Genomic DNA, 19,646 nt, shown 5'->3' with positions numbered 1-19,646 from the left:
CGTGATCGCTAAAGTGCCGTCGTGGACCTCTTCTTCCGCTCCTGGAACGCACTTCAGAACGCCGTGAAATCGCTTGAAGGCGGGCAGTGGCTGGCCCCGTCGGGCTGCACCGGCTGGGTGGTGCAGGACCTGGTGTTCCACCTGGTCATCGACGCGCAGGACATCCTGATCACGCTCGCGACCCCCGCGGAAGGCGAGCCGACGCACACCGCCGCCCAATACTGGGAAATCGGCACCGACCTGCCGACCGGCATGGACGAAGAAGGCCTGTTCACCCGCCGCGCGGCGGTCAGCTACGGCACCACCGCCTGGCTGGCACACCACTTCGACGACCTGGCCCAGGCAGCCGGACGCGCCGCGAAACTGGCGGACCCGACGTCGAAGGTCGAAACCCGCGACTACGTGCTGACGGTCGCGGACTATTTCGAGACCTACGTCGTGGAAGCCACGCTGCACCACCTGGACCTGGTCATGCATCTGTCCGGAGTGGACGGTCCAGACACGGACTGCCTGGCAGCGACCCGCCGGACGGTGGAGACCGCGCTGGGTTCGCCCCTGCCGTCGGCACTGGACGACCAAAGCGCGCTCCTGATCGCGACCGGCCGCCGCGCCGCAACCGACGCCGAAAAGGCAGCGCTGGGGTCGTTGGCGGAGAAGTTGCCGATCGTCCTCGGCTAGACCGAAAGCCGTTCCGCCGCAGTCAACTCAGCAAGCGCGGCAAACGATTCGACGCGCGCGGCCGGATCGTAAGTACTGGTGCTGATGAGCAACTCGTCCGCCCCAGTCGCGGCGACCAGGTCATCGAGACGTTCGCCGACCTCGTCCGGAGTGCCGCTGATCTGCCCGGCCAGCGTGTCGTCGAGCCGACGGCGTTCCCGATCAGTCATCGGCAACGCCAAAATCTCGTCCGCGGGCGAAAGCGGCGGGAACACGCCATGACTGCGCGAGTACACAGTGGACCAAGCCTCGGGCACCAGCAACCGCCGAGCCTCCGCCGCGGTATCCGCCACCGCGACCGCTGTCGACACGACGACATAGGGATCGTCCACATCGGACCGGAACGCTTCGCGGTACCGCGAAATCGCCTCCGCCATCGCACGCTGACCGTGCGCAGGAGCGATCACCAGCGGCAACCCCAACGCCGCGGCGAGGTCCGCGCCCGCACCAGTCGCAAGCAGAAACACCGGCACCGACAACCCCTCGGCCGGGATCGCGTGCACCCCGTCGTGCTCGCCACGGAAGAACGCGAGAAGCTCGCGAACCTGGCCGTCGAAGCCGTCGGCCGCGTCCTTGCCCTGCCCGAGCGCGCGCCGCACCGGCTCGATGAACCCGACCGACCGCCCGATCCCGAGGTCGATCCGCTCCGGGAACAGGGACTCCAGAATCCCGAACTGCTCCGCAACCACGAGCGGCCGATGATTGGGCAACATCACGCCACCGGACCCGACCCGGATACGCGAAGTCGCAGCGGCGACGGCTGACGCGAGCACCGCAGGCGACGACCCGGCGACCCCAGGCACTCCATGGTGTTCGGAGACCCAAAACCGGTGGTAGCCAAGCTCCTCGATGTCACGCGCGAAGGCGACGGTGTCCCGGATCGCCTGCGCGGTCCCCCGCCCTCGCCGCACGGGCGACCGGTCCAGCACGGAAATCGGAACGTCCACGCTCAGGCCAACGCCCTCCGCACGGCCCGAATTCCCGCCCCGACCGTCCGTGAGGGCCACCTTCACGGACTCTGAGTCCCTCAGGGTTCCCCTCACGACCCGCCGCAGTCCGTGAGGGGCTCCTTCACGGAATCAGATTCCCTCAAGGAGCCCTTCACGGACCACCGCCACTCGCTCGCCGCCGCGATGCGCCCCAATGCCGCATTGGGTGCATCCCACGCACCCAATGTGGCGTTCGGTGCATCCAACGCACCCAATGCCACATTGGGGCGCTAGCCCCCTCACGAACCGCAGCCGATGCACCCAAATCGAGGCACCCACACCACCCCCGCACCCCGATACGAAGCCAAAAACGCGGACGGCGAGTGCTTGTCAAGGCATCTTTCCCGCCTTGACAAGCACTCGCCGTCCGTCGTCACAATCAGCTTCGGGGTGCCCCACGCAACCACCGGGCGCAATGTCGCCGCCAGGCGACGAGCCGCCCCTACGGCCTCCACCGCTCGCTGTAATCCGGATGCTCCGCATACGGCAACGCCAGCAACCGCAGCGTCAAACACCAGTTGGACCCAGCCTCATCCGCGGGCACATGACAGGTCTCGCACCAATACTCACTGCCGTACAACGGAAACCCGGGCACCTTCTCCGACACCGTGGTCCGATGGGCGAGCATGATCCGCCGAGTCGCCTCGATCTCGTTGATCATCTGATTGACCACGTCAAGCTCAAGATCGCCGAGCGAACGGACCCGCTCCTCCAGCCCGACCTTGGCCTCTCCGCGGTTGAGCGGCTCTCCGGCCTTGCCCTTCTGCACCGCCTGCATGATCAGCGCCTGCCGCTGTCCGACGCGCGCGGCGAGGAACGCGATCAGGTCGTCCACGACGTCTCCCTCCTCCGGGTCCCGGCCCCCTCCCGGCCCCGGCAATAGTCGCACCTCGACCCCGGCGCGTTACCAGTCAGCAGCGCACTCCATGGTAATCGACCTCGGAAAAATCGGTATGACCTGCGGAAACATCACAGAAATTCCCCGCGATGTTGATCACCCAGAGTGATCACGCCCGGCAACCGGACGATCACGCCTGGTCGGATCGGGCCTTGCTCGGCTGCACCCGCTTCGGTTCGCCGGGCATTTTCGGATAGTCCGGCGGGTACGGCAGTTCCGCACCTCCTAGGTCGCGGTCGTCGCGCTCGTACCACTCCAGCAGCGTCTCCAGCCCGAACGCCGTCTCGTCCATCGGCGCGTGCAGGTCGCCGCGCTCGGCGAGGAACTTGGGGACGGTCAGCACGTCGAAATCGTCCGGGTCGACGTCGGTCAGCAAATCCCAGGTCAGCGGCGTCGAGACGGTCGCGCGCGGGGTGCCGCGCACGGACCAGGACGACGCGACCGTCCGGTCTCGCGCCGCCTGGTTGTAGTCGAGGAAGACGCGGCCGCCGCGTTCCTCTTTCCACCAGGACACCGTCGCCTTGTCCGGGATCCGCCGTTCGACCTCGCGGCCGAGCGCGATCACCGCGTGCCGCACCGCGATGAAGTCCCATTCCGGGCGGATCCGGACGAGGACGTGCACGCCGCGGCCACCGGAGGTCTTCGGGTATCCGGTGAGCCCGGCGTCGGCGAGCACCTCGCGGACCACGCCGGCGACCTCGACCGCGTCGGCGAACCCGGCGCGTTCCGGCGGGTCGACGTCGATCCGCAGTTCGTCCGGATGGTCGACGTCGGACCGGCGCACCGGCCACGGGTGGAAGTCGAAGGTGCCGAGATTGGCCGCCCAGGCGAACACTGCGGGCTCGGTCGGGCAGACCTCGTCGGCGGTACGGCCGGACGGGAAGGCGATCCGCGCGGTTTCGAGCCAGTCCGGCGCGCCCTTGGGCACGCGCTTGGCGTAGAACCACTCGCCGGTTACACCGTCGACGTAGCGTTTCAGCGTGGTCGGCCGTTCGCCGATCGCCCGCAGCAACGGGTCGGCCACGGCGAGGTAGTACTCGACGACCTGCCGCTTGGTGATGCCGCGTTCGGGGAAATAGACCTTGTCCGGGCTCGACACCCGGACGGTGCGCTCCCCCACCTGGTATTCGACCGGATCGCCGTTTTTGGCCATGCGGCCACCGTAGCCGCGAGTGCCGTACCGTGGCGGGGTGTCCGGGAGAACCAAGCTGATCGTCGCCCTGGTCGTGCTAGCTCTTCTCGGCGCCGCCGCGCTGTGGCTGCCGATCCCGGGTCCGGCGCAGCTGCGCACCTGGGCCGCGGCGACCGGCTCGATGACTCCGCTGGTGCTCCTCGTGGCCTACTCGTTGCTCACCGTCGCGCCGATTCCGCGCACGGTGTTCAATCTGGCCGCCGGATTGCTCGTCGGGAGCGTCGCGGGAGTGCTGATCGCCTTGGCGGCCACCACGATCGCCGCCGCGCTGGCGTACGGGCTGGCCCGGCTGCTCGGCCGGGACCTGATCCTCCGGCACCTCCACCGCGCACCGGTGCGGGCCGTCAACGACCGGCTCTCCGACGGCGGCGTGCTCGCCATCACATCGCTGCGGTTGATCCCGGTCGTCCCGTTTTCGGTGATGAACTACCTGTGCGGCGTTTCGTCCGTGAAACTCCTTCCGTACCTTGCCGGAACGGCGCTCGGCAGCGTCCCCGGGACGATCGCGGTGGTGGTTTTCGCGGACGCGCTGACCGGCGACACGCCGCCCGCTTTGCTGGCCTGCTACGCGGTCTTCGCGGCGCTCGGCGCGGCAGGATTGGTGCGAGTGCTCAGGAAGCGCGTCCCAGCCGCCGAGCCGGAGGCTCCCGTGCCGTCGGCACCGGCTGGCTGACGGCGGGCAGGTACTTCCGACCGCTACACTCGTCCGGGTGCGCGAGGGGCATCCGTGCTGCGCACGAACACGATCACGGGACTTTCGTCAGGAGCGGGCGTCATCGACACCGGGCAGCTGATCGCGGGGCACTACCGCCTCGTCGAGCACATTGGTAGCGGTGCCATGGGCGTGGTGTGGCGTGCCGTCGACGTGCGCCTGGAGCGGTCCGTGGCGATCAAGCAGATCCTGCCGCAGCCGGGCGTCTCCGAGGCCGAACGCGACAACATGCGCCAGCGCGCCATGCGCGAGGCGAAGAACGCCGCCCGCTTCCAGCACCCCAACGCGATCGTCGTGTTCGACGTCGCCGAGCACGGCGGCGACCCGTGCCTGGTGATGGAGTACCTCAACGGCCCGAGCCTGTCCGCGGTGCTGTCCGAACAGGGCACGCTGCCGGTCGGCCAGGTCGCGCGGATCGGCGAGCAGGTCGCCGCGGCGCTCGTGGCCGCGCACCGCGCCGGGATCGTGCACCGGGACGTCAAGCCCGGCAACATCCTGATCGACGAAACCGGCACCGCGAAGATCACTGACTTCGGCATCTCCCGCGCAGCCGGCGACATGACGCTCACCCAGACCGGCCTCATCGGCGGCACCCCGGCATACCTCGCGCCGGAGCTGGCCCGCGGCGCCGACCCGGTGCCCAGCTCGGACGTCTTCGCCCTCGGCGCGACGCTGTACCAGGCGATCGAGGGACAGACGCCCTACGGCAACACCACCAACCAGCTCGCGCTGCTGTACGCGGCGGCGAACGGGCAGGTCAACCCGCCGACGCAGGCCGGCCCGGCGACCGCGTTGCTGATGAGCCTGCTGCGCAGCGAGGCTTCCGAACGGCCGAGCATGGCCGAGGCACGCGAGCGGCTTGCTTCGCTGGCGACCGGGGAACCGGCCGCGCCGCAGCAGTTGCTTTCGGGCAATCGCGGTCCGGGGAGCAACGGGTCTCGCCCGCCGTGGGCGCGTGCAGGTGCTCCGGCAGCTGCTGCCGCGCCCGCGCCGAAGGCTCCCTCAAACCCGCCGCGGACGCCGACTGCGGCGTTCATGCCGATGAACGCGCCTTCGCGTCCTGCTCCCCCGCCGAACACTCCGCCGCGTGCGCAGCCCGCGGTGCGGCCTTCGCCTACTGCTGCTGCACCGAATTACTCCGGTGCCGGGTCGGGGGCGCGGGTTTCGGCCGCTGCGGCACGGAAGAAGAAGCTGGCGTTCCTCGTCGGCGGGGCTGCGGCTGTTGTCGTGGTGGCGTTGGTGGTGTTCTTGGTGTTGAGCAGCAGCCGGGACAAGGGCGGGGCTTCGAACGCGCAGCAGCCACCGGCGTCGAGCTCCTCCGCTCCGGCGACTCCGTCGAGCACGCCGAGTTCGTCTGCGCCACCGGTCAAATCCAGCGGGACCGTGCAGTGGGGGCCAGCAGGCACCCAAGTCGTGAATTTCTACCAGAACGCCGGATCGTCCACTGCGTGGGCGATGCTGAGCCCGTCGGCACAGGCGGCCTTCGGCGATCAGACCGCTTTCGCCGCATATTGGGACCAGAACAAGCTAAGCGGCTACAAGGGCGCCAACGTTTACAAGCGCCAGAACAATCCTGACGGTTCCGCCGACGTCCAGATCACCCTCACTCCGGAGGGCGGTGCGCCGATGCAGAAGGTCGTGCAGGTCATCGCCGGGCAGGACGGCACATTGATGATCAACAGCGATCCCCGCCTCGGAGGCGGCGCGCCCGCGCAGTGACACTCGCCGCAGAGGTGGGTACGACGGGGCGAATAGCCTACCGTTGAGGCATGGCCGAGAACGGAGCTCTGCCGCCGGGCTGGAATCCTCGGTTCCACGAGGATCTGGTCGGGCTGGATCCGTACGACCCGGATGCCCGTGCGTTCGCCGCTCATCTCGACCGGATGGAGCGCACCGGGCCGACTTTCACCGTCGAGGCGTGCCTGGACCAGGTCGCCGACTTCGCCGAATCCAGCAACCGCACCGGCGGGCTCCGTTACTGGGTGTCCGCGCTGGTCGTGGTGCTGATCGTGCTGGGGCTGCTGGTCACCGCCTGGGACATCGCGCTGCACACGGTCGCTTTTCTCTCCAGGTAACGTGGGAAGGGTGAAAGGTATGAAACCCGTCGTCGGCACCACTCCCCGCGTGGTGAAGTCCGACCAGGAATGGCGGGAGCAGCTGGGCCCCGAAGAGTACGCGGTGCTCCGGCAAGCCGGCACCGAACGGCCGTTCACCGGCGAGTACACCGACACCAAGACCACCGGCGTGTACGAGTGCCGGGCTTGCGGCGCGGAGCTGTTCCGCAGCGACACGAAGTTCGAAAGCCACTGCGGCTGGCCGTCGTTCTACGACCCGGCGGACTCCGACGCGGTGCTGCTGCGCGAGGACCGCACCATGGGCATGCGGCGCATCGAGGTGCTGTGCGCCTCGTGCCACAGCCACCTCGGGCACGTGTTCGAGGGCGAGGGCTACGCCACTCCCACGGACCAGCGCTACTGCATCAACTCGATTTCCCTGAAGCTCGTCGAGGAATCCGGCGACTGACGCCCGGGTCCCCCAAGACCGCCCTTCCCGTCCCCGGGGAGGGCGGTCTTTCGTCCGGCGGCAACCCGCGCGGAGCAGGTAGCGTGGATTGTTCATCCGGAGGGGGTCCGTGATGGAGTGGACGATCGAACGCGCGATGCCGGCCGCGCTGATCCTGGTGCTGGCGCTGGTCTGCTGGTGGTTCGGGCTGCGGACCGCCGCCCGGTTGCGCCGCGGCAGGCATCCCGAAACCCGGCTGACGTCCGCGGCGCAGGTCGCGTTGCTGACCAACGGCCCGATCCGCGTCGCCGAAACGACGGTCGCTTCAATGCTGGAGCGGGAGCAGCTGCGGGCGGATTCCGTGGGACGGCTGTATCGCACGCCGGCCGAACCGTCCGACGATCTGAGCCGGGAAGCCGCTGAGCTGGCTGGCACGGGCGTCGGGATCGCGACGGTGCTGCGCGGTCTGGTCTGGGGCGACGCGGTCCGCGAGCTGGTCGACGACCTGACCAAGCGCGGTCTGCTCGTCGACGGCCAGGCGCTGCAACGGGTGTGGAAGTGGACTGCGCTCGAAGAAGCAGTGCTGGCGGCAGCCGGGGTGGCGGCGTTCGTCGGCGGGCTCAACGGCTTTGTACTGATCTCGGTTCTGCTGCCGGGGTGGTTCGCCTTTGCCGCGCTCTCCCGTCGCCGGGCGGCCAGGTGGGTCCGCCCGACCGACGCCGGGCGCGAGACGGTCGAAGCGGCGTGGCCGGACCAGAGTCTGATCAGCGGCTTGACCGGGAACGTCGCGGTCGGCGGGCTTTCGAATCATCCGGATCGCGAGCTGCGGGTCGCGCTGCTCCGCGGGCTCCCGGCGACCCGCCAGGCGCGGGCGGCCGTCGCGGGCACCGGCGTCGCGGGCGGGTTCTCCGGAGCGGCGGGGTACTGGGCCGCCGGGGCTGGCTGCGGATCGGGCTGCGGCGGCGGAGCGGGCTGCGGGTCCGGCTGCGGCGGTTCGGGGTGCGGATCCGGCTGCGGCAGCGGGTGCGGCGGGGGCTGCGGCGGCGGGAACAGCTGAGCCGGGGAACGAATCGGACAGCGGCTGCGTCAGTTCTGCCGACAGCCTCCGGCGACGGTCCGGTTAGGGTTCCGGCAAAGCGGAAAAGAGGGGGAAACCGTGGACGAACCGTGGGGCATTTCCGGCCCGCAATTCCTGCTGATCTTCGGCCTGGCGCTGGCCGTCGTGCTGCTGGTGCAGCTGAGCTGGCCGTCGATCGCGCGGAAGCGGCAGCGGGACGCGCCCGCCGTCGTCGAGGCACCGCCGCAGCCGGACGTCTACCAGCTCGCCTACCTGGCCGGCGGCGCGGATCGCACGGTCGACACCGCGATCGCGACCCTGCTGGAACAGGAACTCCTGCGGGTGAGCAGCAAGGGCAAACTGAGCGCGATCGGCAAGCGACCGTCTCGCAAGAGGCTGGAACGCGCGGTGCACGACGCCGCGAAGAGCGGCACCGCGACCGTTGCCATGGTGCGCAAGTCGCCGGTGGTCCGGCCGGAAGTCGAGAAGATCCGCGAGGACCTCGAGCGGCGCGGGCTGGTGACCGTCGTCGGCGACGGACTGGACGGCTTCCGCACCGGCGTTGTGGCGGCGTACGTGGCGCTGGTGCTGATCGGCGTCGTCCGCGCGGTCAACGGGGCACAGCTGGACCGGCCGATCGGCGGGTTGATCGGGCTGCTGGTCGTGGCCGGGATCCTGACGTTGATCGCGTTCACGTCCCGAAAGGGCAAGAAAACGTCCCAGGCGACCGACGCCGGCCACGCGGTCGTGGTGCGGGCCCGCGAAGACGCGAAAGCCGCGCAGGAACGGCCTGAGGAGTTCGCCTCCACGAGCCGCAACGGCGGCGGAACGTTGCTCGTCGGGGCCGCGGCAGTGGTCGCGCTCGGCGGGATCGCGCTGTACCCGGACGACGAGATGAGCACGGCGCTGCTCAGCGGCGGCGGGGGCGGCTGGACCGGAGGCGGCGGATCGAGCGGCGGATCGTCGTGCAGCAGTGGTTCCTCGTGCAGCAGCGGGTCTTCGTGCGGCGGAGGCAGCAGTTGCGGCGGCGGGGGCGGCTGCGGCGGATAGACGCAACGAACCGCGCGGTCCGGGCGTCAGCAGGGTATCCGGACCGAGGAGGGAGACGCCGTGCACGAGCCGTGGGGAATCTCCGGCCCGCAGTTCCTGGCGATCTACGGAGCGGCGCTGGCCTTGACGCTGGCAGTGCAGTTGGCCTGGCCGCGCGTCGGGCCGAGAGCGCCCGCGGACGTGCACCGGCCGCTCGACGTCTACCAGCTCGCCTATCTCGCCGGTGGGCACCATCGCACGGTCGACACGGCGATCGCGGCGCTGCTGGAGCACGGATTGCTGCGGGTCGACACCAGGGGTCAGCTCACCGCTGTCTCCGGAGCGCCGACAGGGCCGGTTGAGCAGGCGGTTTACGCAGCCGTACGGAAACGGCCGCAGACAACCGCGACGCTGCGCACGGCAGAGGCGGTCTCCGCGCCGGTGCGGAGCATCGGGAACGACCTCCGCCAGCGCGGTCTCGTCGCGGTTGCTTCCGCCCGCTTCGCGACGGGCGTGGTTCTCGTTTACATCGCCGTGCTCCTGGTCGGTCTGGCGCGCTGGGCGAACGGCTCTGCGCTGCACCGGCCGACAGGCGGGCTGACGGTGCTGCTGGCGGTCACTGCGATTCTCCTCGTACTGGCGGTGACCAGCCGCAAGCGGCCGAAGGTCCAGTTGACCAAGGCCGGGCGAGCGATGGTCGCGGCAGTTCGGACGGACCGGGCGGCCCAGCGGGCACAGGCCGGCGCGCTGCTCGTCGGTGCCGCTTCGCTGGTCGCACTGGGCGGGTTCGCGGTGTATCCGGACCATGCGACAAGCTTGGCGCTGAAGAGCGGTGCGGGAGGCTCGTCCGGCGGCGGATCGTCCTGCGGCGGTGGCGGCGGATGCGGAGGCGGAGGTGGGTGCGGTGGCTGACCGGCTGGGGATCGGCATCGGCTGGCGGCCGGAACTGGACCTGTCGATCGCGCGGCTGCCGGGCGTCGACTGGGTCGAGGTGGTCGCGGAGAACCTGCACGCCCCGCACCTGCCGGAAAGCCTGCTGGCGCTGAAGGATCGCGGGATGCCGGTGCTGCCGCACGCGGTGTCGCTGTCGCTGGGCGGGGCCGAGCCACTGGACACCACGCGGGTGGAACACCTGGCCGAGCTGGCCCGGGTCCTCGACGCGCCGCTGGTCAGCGACCACGTGTGCTTCGTCCGCGCGGGCGGGCTCGATTCCGGGCACCTGATGCCGCTGCCGCGCACGCGCGAGGCGCTGGACGTGCTGGTGGACAACGTCCGGCTCGCTCAGTCCATTGTGGACGTACCGCTGGCGCTGGAGAACATCGCCGCGCTGCTGGAATGGCCGGAAAGCGAGCTGTCCGAGGAACAATTCCTCACCGAGCTGACCGAACGGACCGGCTGTCTGCTGATCATCGACGTGGCGAACCTGTACGCGAACGCGCGCAATGTGGGTACCGATCCGGTGGCGTTCCTGGACGGGATTCCGTGGGAGCGGCTGGCTTACGTGCACATGGCCGGCGGCGTGGAGCGCGACGGGGTCTACCACGACACGCACGCGCATCCGGTGCTGCCGGAGGTGCTGGATCTGCTCGCCGAGCTGCGTCGGCGCACGGATCCGCCGGGTGTTCTTTTGGAGCGCGACGACGACTACCCCACCGATTCCGAGCTCGCTGCCGAACTGGTCGCGTTGCGGACCGCGGTGACGCTGTGAGCCGGGAAGAGTTGGCTGCTCGGCAGGCAGCGTTGCTGGACAGCCTGTTGACCGGAGCCGAAGCACCGTCCGGCTTCGATGCCTCGCGGTTGCGCATCGAGGCCGACGTGCTGCTCGCCAAGCGGCGGCGACTAGTGGCGTACCTGCGACCGGACCTGCCTGAGACGCTCGGCTCGCGGTATCGGCCGTTGTTCGACACCTACGCCGCGGAGCGGCCAAAGACGACTTCGATCCGGGCGCGGGAGTATGCCGACGCGTTCGCGGAGTGGCTGATCGCCCGCGGTGACCTGCCCAAACCCCGGCGCAGATGGTTCCGCCGCTGAGCCCGTTCCGGTTTTGTCGGTGGTGCTGGTTACGCTGACGACATGTCTGGTTACGGCAGTGTTGTCCAATCTCTGCCGGACCGGGAGGGAGGGAACCTGTCGTGAACGGATTCTGGGCTGCCTTGAGCCCGATCTATCTCGTCTACGCGGCCACCGCCGTGGGCGTGTTGAGCATTCTGGCCATGGGCAAGAACAACCTGGCCACGCAGGCGTCCGCGCCGGAGTCGGCCGCCGTGCCGCGCGATGCCTACGACGTCGCGTACTTGGCCGACGGGCGGCCTCGGGTGGTGGAAACCGCGATCGCGGCACTGCTCTCGCGCGGCCAACTGCAGGTCGGGCCGCTGGGCGAGGTCGCCGCCGCCGGCCCGCCACCGGCGTCGCCGCCGGTCGAGCAAGCCGTGCACCAGGCGGCCGGTCGAGGTCTCCTGGCGTCGTGGATCGCGCGGTCCTCGGCGGTCAAGGCTGCGATACGGACGCTCGAAACCGATCTGGTCCAGCGGCGGCTGGTCAGCCGGCGCAGGCCGTTGACGAGCCTCGGGTACACGCTGACCGCGATCGCCGTGGTCGTGCTGGCGATCGGCGTGGCGCGGCTGGTCTACGACGTCGGCCGGTCTCACCTGAACGTCATGGTGCTGCTTGTTTTCATCGAGACCGGGCTGACGCTCTGGCTCTGTCTGGTCGGCAGTCAGCGGATCACCAAGACGTTCGGCGAGCGGACGGTCAAGTCGCTGCCGCCGACGACCGCTGGGGCGACGGTGCTCGCCCAGGCCGAACAGCAGGGTGCTGGGGGCCGTGGTTCAGGACCGGCCGAGCTTGTCGCGCTGGGCGGGCTGGCGGCTTATCCGGACAAGCGGATCGCGGGAGGGCTTATGCCGATTTAGCCGGTGTGGCGCGCGCGGCGTTGGCTGGCGGGATTCGCGAGGCTGATGGTGCTCACGCGACTGGCGCGGTGTCTACAGGACTGGCGGTGCTTGCAGATCGGCGCGGTGCCCACCGGCCGGTGGCGCTGACGGGACTGGGTGCGCTCACGAGACCGGCGGTGCCCACCGGGCCGGTGCGACTCCCACCGTCCGGTGGCAACTCGCGGAACTGGTTGCGCTCACCGGACTGGCACGGCGCTCACGAAACGGCTGCGCTCGCGGGACCGACAGCGCTGGCGAAACCAGCTGCGCTCACGGAACTGGCTGCGGCACAACCGGCGACCACACCGCCGTATCCGCGCCAGGTTTGGGCGACGGGTGGTCCCAGTGCGGCGGCGCGCCCGGCAGTTCTCCGGCCATCCGAACCCGGGTCATCTGGCCGAAGTCGCTGTCGACCGTCTCGAGCACGTCCGTGTAGTCCACTTCGGACGGTGCCGGATCCTTGCGGCCCAAGGAATCCAGCCATCGTCCGGTGCCGGCGAGGGACAGGCGGGCGTGCCAGCTGCCGCCGTCGGTGACCGTGCGGCGGATTGCTGTCATGATCGCGGCGGCGGTCAGCCAGCCGGTCGCGTGGTCGAGTGCTTGTGCGGGCAGCGGTGCGGGAGCGTCGGTGGCGTATTCCTCGGCGATGCCGGACGACATCTGCACGAGGCTGTCGAAGCCGCGGCGGCGGGCCCACGGGCCGGTCCAGCCGTACGCCGAGATGTCCGCGATCACCAGGCCGGGGCGCAGTTCGGCGAGTTGTTCCGGGCCGAGGCCGATCCGGGCCAGCGCGCCGGGGCGGAACGACTGGACGAGGACGTCCGCGCGGGCGATGAGCTTCTTCAGCTTCGCGCGGCCGCCCTCGGTGTCGAGCGCGACGAAGGCGGAGCGTTTGCCCTGGCCGGTGTCCATGGTCAGCATGGGGATCCGCGGCAGGTGCGTGGCACCGACGTGCAGCACGTTCGCGCCGTGCGCGGCCAGCACACGGCCTGCGACGGGGCCGGCGAGCACGTGCGTCAGTTCCAGCACGCGGACGCCGCCCATCGGGCGGTCCGAGTCGAACAGCGTGCGCTTTGGCGCGTCGCCGATTCGATCCAGCTCGACCAGGGGCAGTTCCGCGACGGCCTGGCCTTGCGGGTGCGCCAGCCAGTCCTCGCGCGAGCGCATCAACGCTGCCGCGCCGCCCGCGGTCACCACGGCGGATTCGACCTCTGCCATCGATTTCGCGGCCACGGTCTTGGTCACGGCTTCGCGGGTCGCCGGGACGCCGAGCGCCCAGCAGACCGCCGCTTCATGCCGTGGGGTGTTGCAGTGCAGCTTGATCCAGCCGTCGGCGGCGCGGTAGTCGCCGGCGATGGGGCCCCACGGGCTCGGCGCGGGTTCGCCGTCGATGCGCAGCAGTTGCTCACTGCGGAACGCGGCCGCGGCGTGCCGGGTGTCGACCGACACGGTGCCGGGGTCGATGCCGCGCAGGCGCAGCAGTTCTCCGGCGGACAGCGTGGCCGCGGCGATGCTGGCGCTCGCCATGGCGGGGACCCGGAAGTGCCCGGGCAGCACGGATTCGTCGCCGGTCAAGGCCACGGCGGGCAGCGGTTCCCCGGCGAGCGACTGCCAGGCCCCGGCCAGTACGTCCTGCACCGGCGGTTACGGCAGAGCCGCGACGAGCTCGGCGGGCGGCACCTTCGTGCCGGTGTAGAACGGGATCTCGACGCGCACGTGGCGACGGGCCTCGGTGTTGCGCAGGTGGCGCATCAGGTCGACGATCCGGTGCAGTTCGTCGGCTTCGAAGGCGAGGATCCACTCGTAGTCGCCGAGCGCGAACGACGCGACGGTGTTGGCGCGCACGTCCGGGTAGTCCCGCGCCTCCTTGCCGTGGTCGGCCAGCATCTTGCGGCGGTCCTCGTCGGGCAGCAGGTACCAGTCGTAGGACCGGACGAACGGGTACACGCAGATGTACTTGCGCGCCTCCTCGCCGGCCAGGAACGCGGGCACGTGGCTCTTGTTGAACTCGGCGGGCCGGTGCAGCGCGGTCTGGCTCCAGACCGGCGTGGACGCGCGGCCGAGCGGCGTGCGCCGGAACCCGGTGTAGGCGGCCTGGACCTGCTCGATCTCCTCGGCGTGCCACCAGATCATGTAGTCCGCGTCGGCACGGAGGCCGGACACGTCGTACACGCCCCGGACGACGACGCCCTTGGCCTCGAGCCCGTCGAGGTACTCGGCCGTCTCGCGGCCCGCGGCGCCGCGGTCCTCCCCCAACTTCCCCGGTTCGATCCGGAAGACCGACCACGTGGTGTAGCGGATCGTGTCGTTGAGTTCGTTGTAATTCAGCCGCGCCATGACTCCATCCTGGCACTGTCGCCGCGGCGATCGCCATGGGGCTCCGTCACACGGAGAGCTGCTCCGCGGTCCGCCGGGCGGCGGCATCGGCCGTGGCCACGCAGGCCGGCAGCCCGACGCCGTGCAGCGTGGCGCCCGCCACGGCCAAGCCTGGGATGTCCGCCACCGCCGTCTCGATCCGCGTCACCCGCTCCAGGTGCCCGGTGCCGTATTGCGGGAGGCCGCCGCCCCAGCGCGTCACCAGGGTGTCGATCGGGGTCGCGGTGACCCCGGCGAGCCGGGAGAGGTTCGCGCGGACCGCCGCGACCAGCGCATCGTCGTCGCCGTTCAACGCGCCGGGCTCGCCGAATCGGCCGACGGAGCCGCGCACCAGCACCGGCCCGGAGCCGCCGAGGTGAGCCCACTTGTTCGACGAGAACGTGAACGCCTTGGACGCGTACGGCACGCCTTCCGCGTCCCGCTCCCCCGCGCCGATGAGGATTCCGGACGCCTCGGGCAGTTCAGTGCCCGGCGGGAACGCGAACGCGACGACCGCCATCGACGCCAGTTCGACCTCGCCGAACGCCGTCGAAGCCGCCGGGACCACGCCGTCGAGCAGCTTTCGCGCGGCCGGGGCGGGCACCGCGAGCAGCACCGCGTCAGCGTCGACGGGGCTGTCGGCGGGCGCGTGCGCGGGGGCGGCGGCGCCGAACTCCAGCCGCCAGCCGGACGGCGTCCGCGTCAGCGCGCGGACCGTCGACGAAGTGCGCAGTTCAGCTCCGGACAGCTCCAGCAGCCGATCGAGCAATCCTCGCAGGCCGCCGGTGAGACTGCCGAAAACCGGTGCGGTGCCTGGTGTTTTCGGCAGCAGCGAGGAAGCGGCCTCGGTGAGCGAACCCGCGCCGCCTTCGATCGCGTCGGCCAGGCCGGGCATCGTCGCGCGAAGGCCAAGACCGTCTGCCCCGCCTGCGTACACGCCGCCCAGCAGCGGGTCGACCAGCCGGTCCACCAGTTCGTCGCCGAACCGGGTTCGCAGCAGCGGTCCGAGCGGCACGTCGCCGTCGCCCAGCTCGACCGCGCCTAGCGAACGCTCCTTCTCGACCGCGCGCAGTCCGTCGTCAGACAGCACGCCTGCGACCGAATCAGCAGACGCCGGGACTCCCATCACCGTGCCGGGCGGCAAGCTCTGCACCGAACCGCCCGCGTGGATCTTGGCGCGCGCCTTCGTCGGATGCACCAGGCGATCGGCCAGCCCGACCTCATCGACCAGCGAAACCATCTCGGGCCGCCGGGCGAGGAATGCTTCGGCGCCGACGTCGTAGCTGACTCCGCCGACCTCAGCCGTGCGCAGCTTACCGCCGATCGCGTCCGTGCTCTCGAAAACAGTGATCGTGACCCGGTCGCCGAGCAGCCGGCGCAACCGGTACGCCGCGGCCAGCCCGGAGATCCCACCGCCGACGACCGCGACGTGCTTCACAGCGAGTGCACCAGGTCAACGACGCGCTTCAGCACCTCCGGGTCCACCCCCGGCAGGACGCCGTGGCCGAGGTTGAACACGTGCCCGCGAGCGGCGCGGCCCTCCTCGACGATCCGGCGCACCTCGGCCTCCAGCACCGGCCACGACGCGTACAGCAGCGCCGGGTCGAGGTTGCCCTGCACCGACACCTTGCCGCCGAGCCGGTGGACCGCGACGTCGAGCGGGATCCGCCAGTCGACGCCGACGACGTCCGCGCCCGCCTCGCGCATCGCGCCGAGCAGCTCGCCGGTGCCCACGCCGAAGTGGATCCGCGGCACGTCGTACTCGCCGGCCACGGCCAGCACCCGGGCCGAATGCGGCAGCACGAACTCGCGGTAGTCGCGCTCGGACAGCGCACCGGCCCACGAGTCGAACAGCTGCACCGCGTCCACGCCCGCGTCGAGCTGGGCGCGCAGGAACGTGGCGGCGATGTCGGCGAGGCGCGCGGCGAGGTCGTGCCAGACCTCGGGCTGCGAGTGCATCAGGGCTTTGGTGTGCTCGTGGTTGCGGCTCGGGCCGCCCTCGATCAGGTAGCTGGCCAGCGTGAACGGCGCTCCGGCGAACCCGATCAGCGGCGTTTCGCCGAGCCGGTCCACCAGCAGCCGGACGCCCTCGGCGACCTTCGCCACCTGCTCGGCTTCGAGCTTCGGCAGCGCGCGCACCGCCTCCGCGTCGCGGATGGGCGAGGCCACAACCGGGCCGGTGCCGGGAACGATGTCGATGTCGAGGCCGGCCGCCTTGAGCGGAACCACGATGTCGCTGAACAGGATCGCCGCGTCGACGCCGAGCCTGCGGACCGGCTGCATCGTGATCTCGGCGAGCATCTCCGGGTCGAAGCACGCGTCGAGCATCGGGACGCCCTCGCGCAGCGCGCGGTACTCCGGCAGCGAACGGCCGGCCTGGCGCATGAACCACACCGGGACGTGCGCGGGCCGCTCGCCGCGCGCGGCGGCGAGGAAAGCCGAGCCGGGCAGGGCGCGACGGGGCGAAACGGGCGGAGCGCCGACGGGCGCGGACGAAACCTGAGGCACGACCCCCATGGTCCCACGCGGTTCCGACAGTCGCGGGCCGCCCCGTGCCCAACGAGCCCGGACGCGGCTGCGGGCGGCCGCGGCTGCCGAGGGATCCCGCACGCCTCGGCACCGGATTCGGCATCGCTCGCCTGGCGCGAATGCCGTATTCGTTGCGCATTACGCACCCAACCTGGCATCGGGGCTTTCTTGGAGCGGATGCCGTGTCGACGGCGCCGGGTTCTTCCCTGGCCCCGCATAGGTCCGTGAAGGGCTCTTTGAGGGAATCTGATTCCTGTAAGGAGCCCTTCACGGACTTCCGCAGGGCCGGGTCCATCGGTTAGGGAGCCGCGCGGCCGTCGCAGCCCAGCCCGGTGCTCCGCATCGCGGTGGCAGAGCCGCATACAGCTGCCGATGAGAAGACGCCAATGTGGCGTTGGTTGCGCGATGCACCCGCCGCGACGTCGGGCGCGCGAGACGCAAGCCCAACTCGGCGTTGTGTGCGTCCGATGCAACCAAGTCGGTGTTGAGGACGTCCTCAACACCGACACACCACGGCCAGCCCGGCCGCCGCCCTGCGCACCCACGCACACTCGGCTCGCAGGACCCCGCCGAAGCAGCGGCAGGAGCACGCCGGGAACGGGCACGGCGAGAGAGACGGAGGGGCAGCCGGAGCCGTCCGCCGGGTCGCGGGTGGGTCTCGCTCGGCGCGCCTGCGTCCGCAACGGGGCGTCGCCGCCCTACAGTCGGTGCGTGACCGCGATGACGCCAGTGCCCGATCTCTTCCGCGAAGCCGTCGCGGCGCTGCAAGCCGTCCGGCCGCGCCCGGAGATCCGCCTGGAGACGATGCGCGCGCCGCAGCGGCTCGCGCCGTGGTCGTACGCGTTGAGCTGCGAGCTCTCCGGACCCGCCGACGTCGAGGCGTCCGGCAGGCTGGTCCTGCTGCACGACCCGGACGGCCAAGAGGGCTGGGACGGCGTGCTGCGGCTGGTCATGTACGTCCGCGCCGAGCTCGATCGCGAGCTGGCCACGGACCCGTTCCTTCCCGCGGTCGGCTGGTCGTGGCTGACCGACGCGCTGGAGGCCTCCGGCGCGTCGTGGAAGGCGCTCGGCGGCACTGTCACGGAGACCTCCTCGGCCCGCTTCGGCGACATCTCCGGCCCGGCCCGCACCGACGACCTCGAACTGCGGGCCTCCTGGACCCCGACCGACGCCGCGCTCGGCCCGCACGGGCTCGCGTTCTGCCAGGTGATGGCGAGCGTCGTGGGACTGCCTCCAGTGGGCGTCACGCTGTTTGAGCAGCGCCAAAGCTCCTGATTTCCTAAGTTCACCCGGTCGGGCAGCCTCTTCGCGGCGCTTGCACGCGCACGAACGCGCCTTCCCGGGCGGATTCGAGCCCTCCCGGCGCTCCGCCGGGATCTTCGGCGGGGCTTCACCGACGCCCGCCACCGACCGTCCAACGTGGACTCCGGCGGCCGCTGCTCCGGATGCCGCACGTTCGTGGCCGGGCGTGATCACAGCCAGTGAACCCCCGGTAACCAGCTCCGACGCGGTTCCCGGCCCCATTTCGGTGCCTCCGGCAGGACGCCGACGGCCGGGCAGCATGCAGGGCAAAACGTGAAAGAAAATGATCTTGCCCCGGCCGGAGCGCATTTCCGGGCCCGGGTCGCCGGGGCGGCGGCCCCGCTCCGGCAGCACCCGCAGGTGCACGGGCCATCTGCACGCCCGTTTCGATGCCGGTAACTCAGGTGCATCGCGGCCCGGTCGTCAGTCGTTAACAAGACTCCGATCGTTAGTCCGATCGTGTTACAACGACCTCGCTGAGTGACGAACTGTTTCGGATAGATACCCATTCGATCCCCCCGCAACGGCGTCCGGACGGCTACAGTGCCTGGGACGACACCACTTTCGGTCTAAAGCTGGCGCGGCTGAACGGCCGAAGGTCCCGGTGCCGGTCGGGGGGCACGACCGACTCCAGGGAGGTAGTGACGTGGCTACCGTCGGCTTATCTCAGGCCGTCCGATCCACGCCAGCCGGTGCTTTGCCGGCGAGCATGGTTCCGCACCCGCGGGAAGAGCTTTTTTCCGTGTTGGTGGTCGATGACCACCCGCTGTTGAGGGAGGCAATCGCAGCACGACTCGCACAGATGGGTGCGGGCACTGTCCACGAGGCCGCCACGGTGGCCGAGGCGAGGGCGCGAGCACAGGCCACCGGCCCGTGCGACCTGGCGATCCTCGATCTCGGACTGCCGGACGGCAGCGGCATCGAGCTGGTTACGGAACTCCGTAGCCACGGCTGGCCGCGCGTGGTGGTCCTGGCATCCTCCGACGACCCGTACGCGGTGCGCTCCGCGTTCCAGGCCGGAGCTCAGGCGTACCTGCTGAAGTCGGCGTCGCCGGTGGTAGTCACCGACGGCGTGCGCCGGGTTCTCGAAGGCGGCGTCTACGCCGACCCGAGCGTGGCCCCGGTCCTGGCGACCGGCACGCGAGTGGCGGGCACCGACAACACCCCGCGCGAGCTTTCCGCTCGCGAGGTGGAGGTGCTCCAGCTCGTCGCGGACGGGCAGTCGAACAAGGAGATCGGGGAGGAGCTTTCCCTCTCCGCGCTCACCGTCAAGTCCCACCTGTCCCGCATCGGGCGCAAGCTCGGCACGGGCGACCGGGCACAGATGGTCGCGCTGGCGATGCGAGCCGGCGTGATCCGCTGACGACGACGAACCACGCCCCTGCGGGGCGGGCGGACCAGGCGCGGTCCGCTCGTCCCGTAGGGTCGTCG

At 70.5% G+C, this 19,646-nt stretch carries 20 protein-coding genes; 13 read left to right on the top strand and 7 right to left on the bottom strand.

The features are described 5' to 3' along the window. Window positions 1–21 precede the first annotated feature (21 nt). Window positions 22–678: a maleylpyruvate isomerase N-terminal domain-containing protein gene (locus ACFORO_RS24940; protein WP_377868141.1), complete on the top strand. Its 657-nt coding sequence runs from the start codon at window positions 22–24 to the stop codon at window positions 676–678. Here the strand turns inward: ACFORO_RS24940 and ACFORO_RS24935 are convergent. The 3 genes from ACFORO_RS24935 to ACFORO_RS24925 all read right to left on the bottom strand — a co-directional run bounded on the left by ACFORO_RS24935 (window position 675) and on the right by ACFORO_RS24925 (window position 3,757). Continuing rightward, the gene (locus tag ACFORO_RS24935; RefSeq protein WP_377868178.1) at window positions 675–1,670 is read right to left on the bottom strand and encodes an MsnO8 family LLM class oxidoreductase; all 996 of its coding nucleotides are present in this window, start codon (window positions 1,668–1,670) and stop codon (window positions 675–677) included. The genes ACFORO_RS24940 and ACFORO_RS24935 overlap by 4 nt on opposite strands. 478 nt (window positions 1,671–2,148) lie before the next feature. Further along, window positions 2,149–2,541, bottom strand: a complete 393-nt coding sequence (locus ACFORO_RS24930; RefSeq protein ID WP_116206681.1) for a DUF6221 family protein — start codon at window positions 2,539–2,541, stop codon at window positions 2,149–2,151. 193 nt (window positions 2,542–2,734) lie between these two features. Beyond that, window positions 2,735–3,757, bottom strand: a complete 1,023-nt coding sequence (locus tag ACFORO_RS24925) for a DNA polymerase domain-containing protein (RefSeq protein ID WP_354748431.1) — start codon at window positions 3,755–3,757, stop codon at window positions 2,735–2,737. A gap of 37 nt (window positions 3,758–3,794) precedes the next feature. Here ACFORO_RS24925 and ACFORO_RS24920 point away from each other — a divergent pair, with 37 nt between their 5' ends. From ACFORO_RS24920 to ACFORO_RS24875, 10 genes are all read left to right on the top strand, one after another. Beyond that, window positions 3,795–4,469, top strand: a complete 675-nt coding sequence (locus ACFORO_RS24920; protein ID WP_344267463.1) for a TVP38/TMEM64 family protein — start codon at window positions 3,795–3,797, stop codon at window positions 4,467–4,469. A gap of 117 nt (window positions 4,470–4,586) precedes the next feature. After that, window positions 4,587–6,227 carry a serine/threonine-protein kinase gene (locus ACFORO_RS24915; protein ID WP_377868177.1) on the top strand — a complete coding sequence of 547 codons (1,641 nt, stop codon included), beginning with the start codon at window positions 4,587–4,589 and terminating at the stop codon, window positions 6,225–6,227. Between the two features lie 50 nt (window positions 6,228–6,277). After that, the gene (locus ACFORO_RS24910) at window positions 6,278–6,583 is read left to right on the top strand and encodes a hypothetical protein (protein ID WP_354748427.1); all 306 of its coding nucleotides are present in this window, start codon (window positions 6,278–6,280) and stop codon (window positions 6,581–6,583) included. A gap of 19 nt (window positions 6,584–6,602) precedes the next feature. Further along, a complete protein-coding gene (msrB, locus tag ACFORO_RS24905) occupies window positions 6,603–7,031 on the top strand; it encodes a peptide-methionine (R)-S-oxide reductase MsrB (protein WP_344267467.1) in 429 nt (142 codons plus the stop codon). A gap of 112 nt (window positions 7,032–7,143) precedes the next feature. Then, window positions 7,144–8,067, top strand: a complete 924-nt coding sequence (locus ACFORO_RS24900) for a TIGR04222 domain-containing membrane protein (RefSeq protein ID WP_377868140.1) — start codon at window positions 7,144–7,146, stop codon at window positions 8,065–8,067. A 99-nt stretch (window positions 8,068–8,166) separates the two neighbouring features. Next, a complete protein-coding gene (locus ACFORO_RS24895) occupies window positions 8,167–9,117 on the top strand; it encodes a TIGR04222 domain-containing membrane protein (protein ID WP_377868139.1) in 951 nt (316 codons plus the stop codon). A gap of 60 nt (window positions 9,118–9,177) precedes the next feature. After that, window positions 9,178–10,008, top strand: a complete 831-nt coding sequence (locus ACFORO_RS24890; RefSeq protein WP_377868138.1) for a TIGR04222 domain-containing membrane protein — start codon at window positions 9,178–9,180, stop codon at window positions 10,006–10,008. Then, window positions 10,001–10,804, top strand: coding sequence for a DUF692 domain-containing protein (locus ACFORO_RS24885; protein WP_377868137.1), 804 nt, complete (start codon window positions 10,001–10,003; stop codon window positions 10,802–10,804). Before ACFORO_RS24890 ends, ACFORO_RS24885 begins: the two co-directional genes overlap by 8 nt. Continuing rightward, complete coding sequence (locus ACFORO_RS24880) at window positions 10,801–11,127, top strand: hypothetical protein (protein WP_377868136.1); 327 nt, start codon at window positions 10,801–10,803, stop codon at window positions 11,125–11,127. The genes ACFORO_RS24885 and ACFORO_RS24880 overlap by 4 nt, the downstream gene beginning before the upstream one ends. Before the next feature lie 101 nt (window positions 11,128–11,228). Then, the gene (locus ACFORO_RS24875; RefSeq protein WP_377868135.1) at window positions 11,229–12,008 is read left to right on the top strand and encodes a TIGR04222 domain-containing membrane protein; all 780 of its coding nucleotides are present in this window, start codon (window positions 11,229–11,231) and stop codon (window positions 12,006–12,008) included. A gap of 291 nt (window positions 12,009–12,299) precedes the next feature. On the opposite strand, the gene ACFORO_RS24870 is transcribed toward ACFORO_RS24875, so the two are convergent. Genes ACFORO_RS24870 through hemE form a run of 4 tightly spaced genes read right to left on the bottom strand, consistent with a single transcriptional unit; the run spans window position 12,300 to window position 16,901 of the window. After that, window positions 12,300–13,667, bottom strand: coding sequence for a CoA transferase (locus tag ACFORO_RS24870; RefSeq protein WP_377868134.1), 1,368 nt, complete (start codon window positions 13,665–13,667; stop codon window positions 12,300–12,302). A 6-nt stretch (window positions 13,668–13,673) separates the two neighbouring features. Continuing rightward, on the bottom strand, window positions 13,674–14,366 hold the full coding sequence (gene hemQ, locus ACFORO_RS24865) for a hydrogen peroxide-dependent heme synthase (RefSeq protein ID WP_037819061.1): 693 nt from the start codon (window positions 14,364–14,366) through the stop codon (window positions 13,674–13,676). Between the two features lie 46 nt (window positions 14,367–14,412). Beyond that, window positions 14,413–15,822: a protoporphyrinogen oxidase gene (gene hemG / locus ACFORO_RS24860; protein WP_377868133.1), complete on the bottom strand. Its 1,410-nt coding sequence runs from the start codon at window positions 15,820–15,822 to the stop codon at window positions 14,413–14,415. Next, window positions 15,819–16,901, bottom strand: a complete 1,083-nt coding sequence (hemE, locus tag ACFORO_RS24855; RefSeq protein ID WP_377868132.1) for a uroporphyrinogen decarboxylase — start codon at window positions 16,899–16,901, stop codon at window positions 15,819–15,821. The genes hemG and hemE overlap by 4 nt, the downstream gene beginning before the upstream one ends. Window positions 16,902–17,624: 723 nt before the next feature. On the opposite strand from hemE, the gene ACFORO_RS24850 reads away from it, so the two are divergent. Next, the gene (locus tag ACFORO_RS24850; protein WP_354751255.1) at window positions 17,625–18,188 is read left to right on the top strand and encodes a DUF3000 domain-containing protein; all 564 of its coding nucleotides are present in this window, start codon (window positions 17,625–17,627) and stop codon (window positions 18,186–18,188) included. Window positions 18,189–18,861: 673 nt separating this feature from the next. Next, window positions 18,862–19,578 carry a response regulator transcription factor gene (locus tag ACFORO_RS24845; RefSeq protein WP_033291604.1) on the top strand — a complete coding sequence of 239 codons (717 nt, stop codon included), beginning with the start codon at window positions 18,862–18,864 and terminating at the stop codon, window positions 19,576–19,578. The last annotated feature ends 68 nt before the right edge of the window (window positions 19,579–19,646 follow it).

The organism is Amycolatopsis halotolerans (genome assembly GCF_042647905.1).
GTDB lineage: Bacteria > Actinomycetota > Actinomycetes > Mycobacteriales > Pseudonocardiaceae > Amycolatopsis > Amycolatopsis halotolerans.
This window is presented reverse-complemented; position numbering and strand designations above follow the sequence as displayed.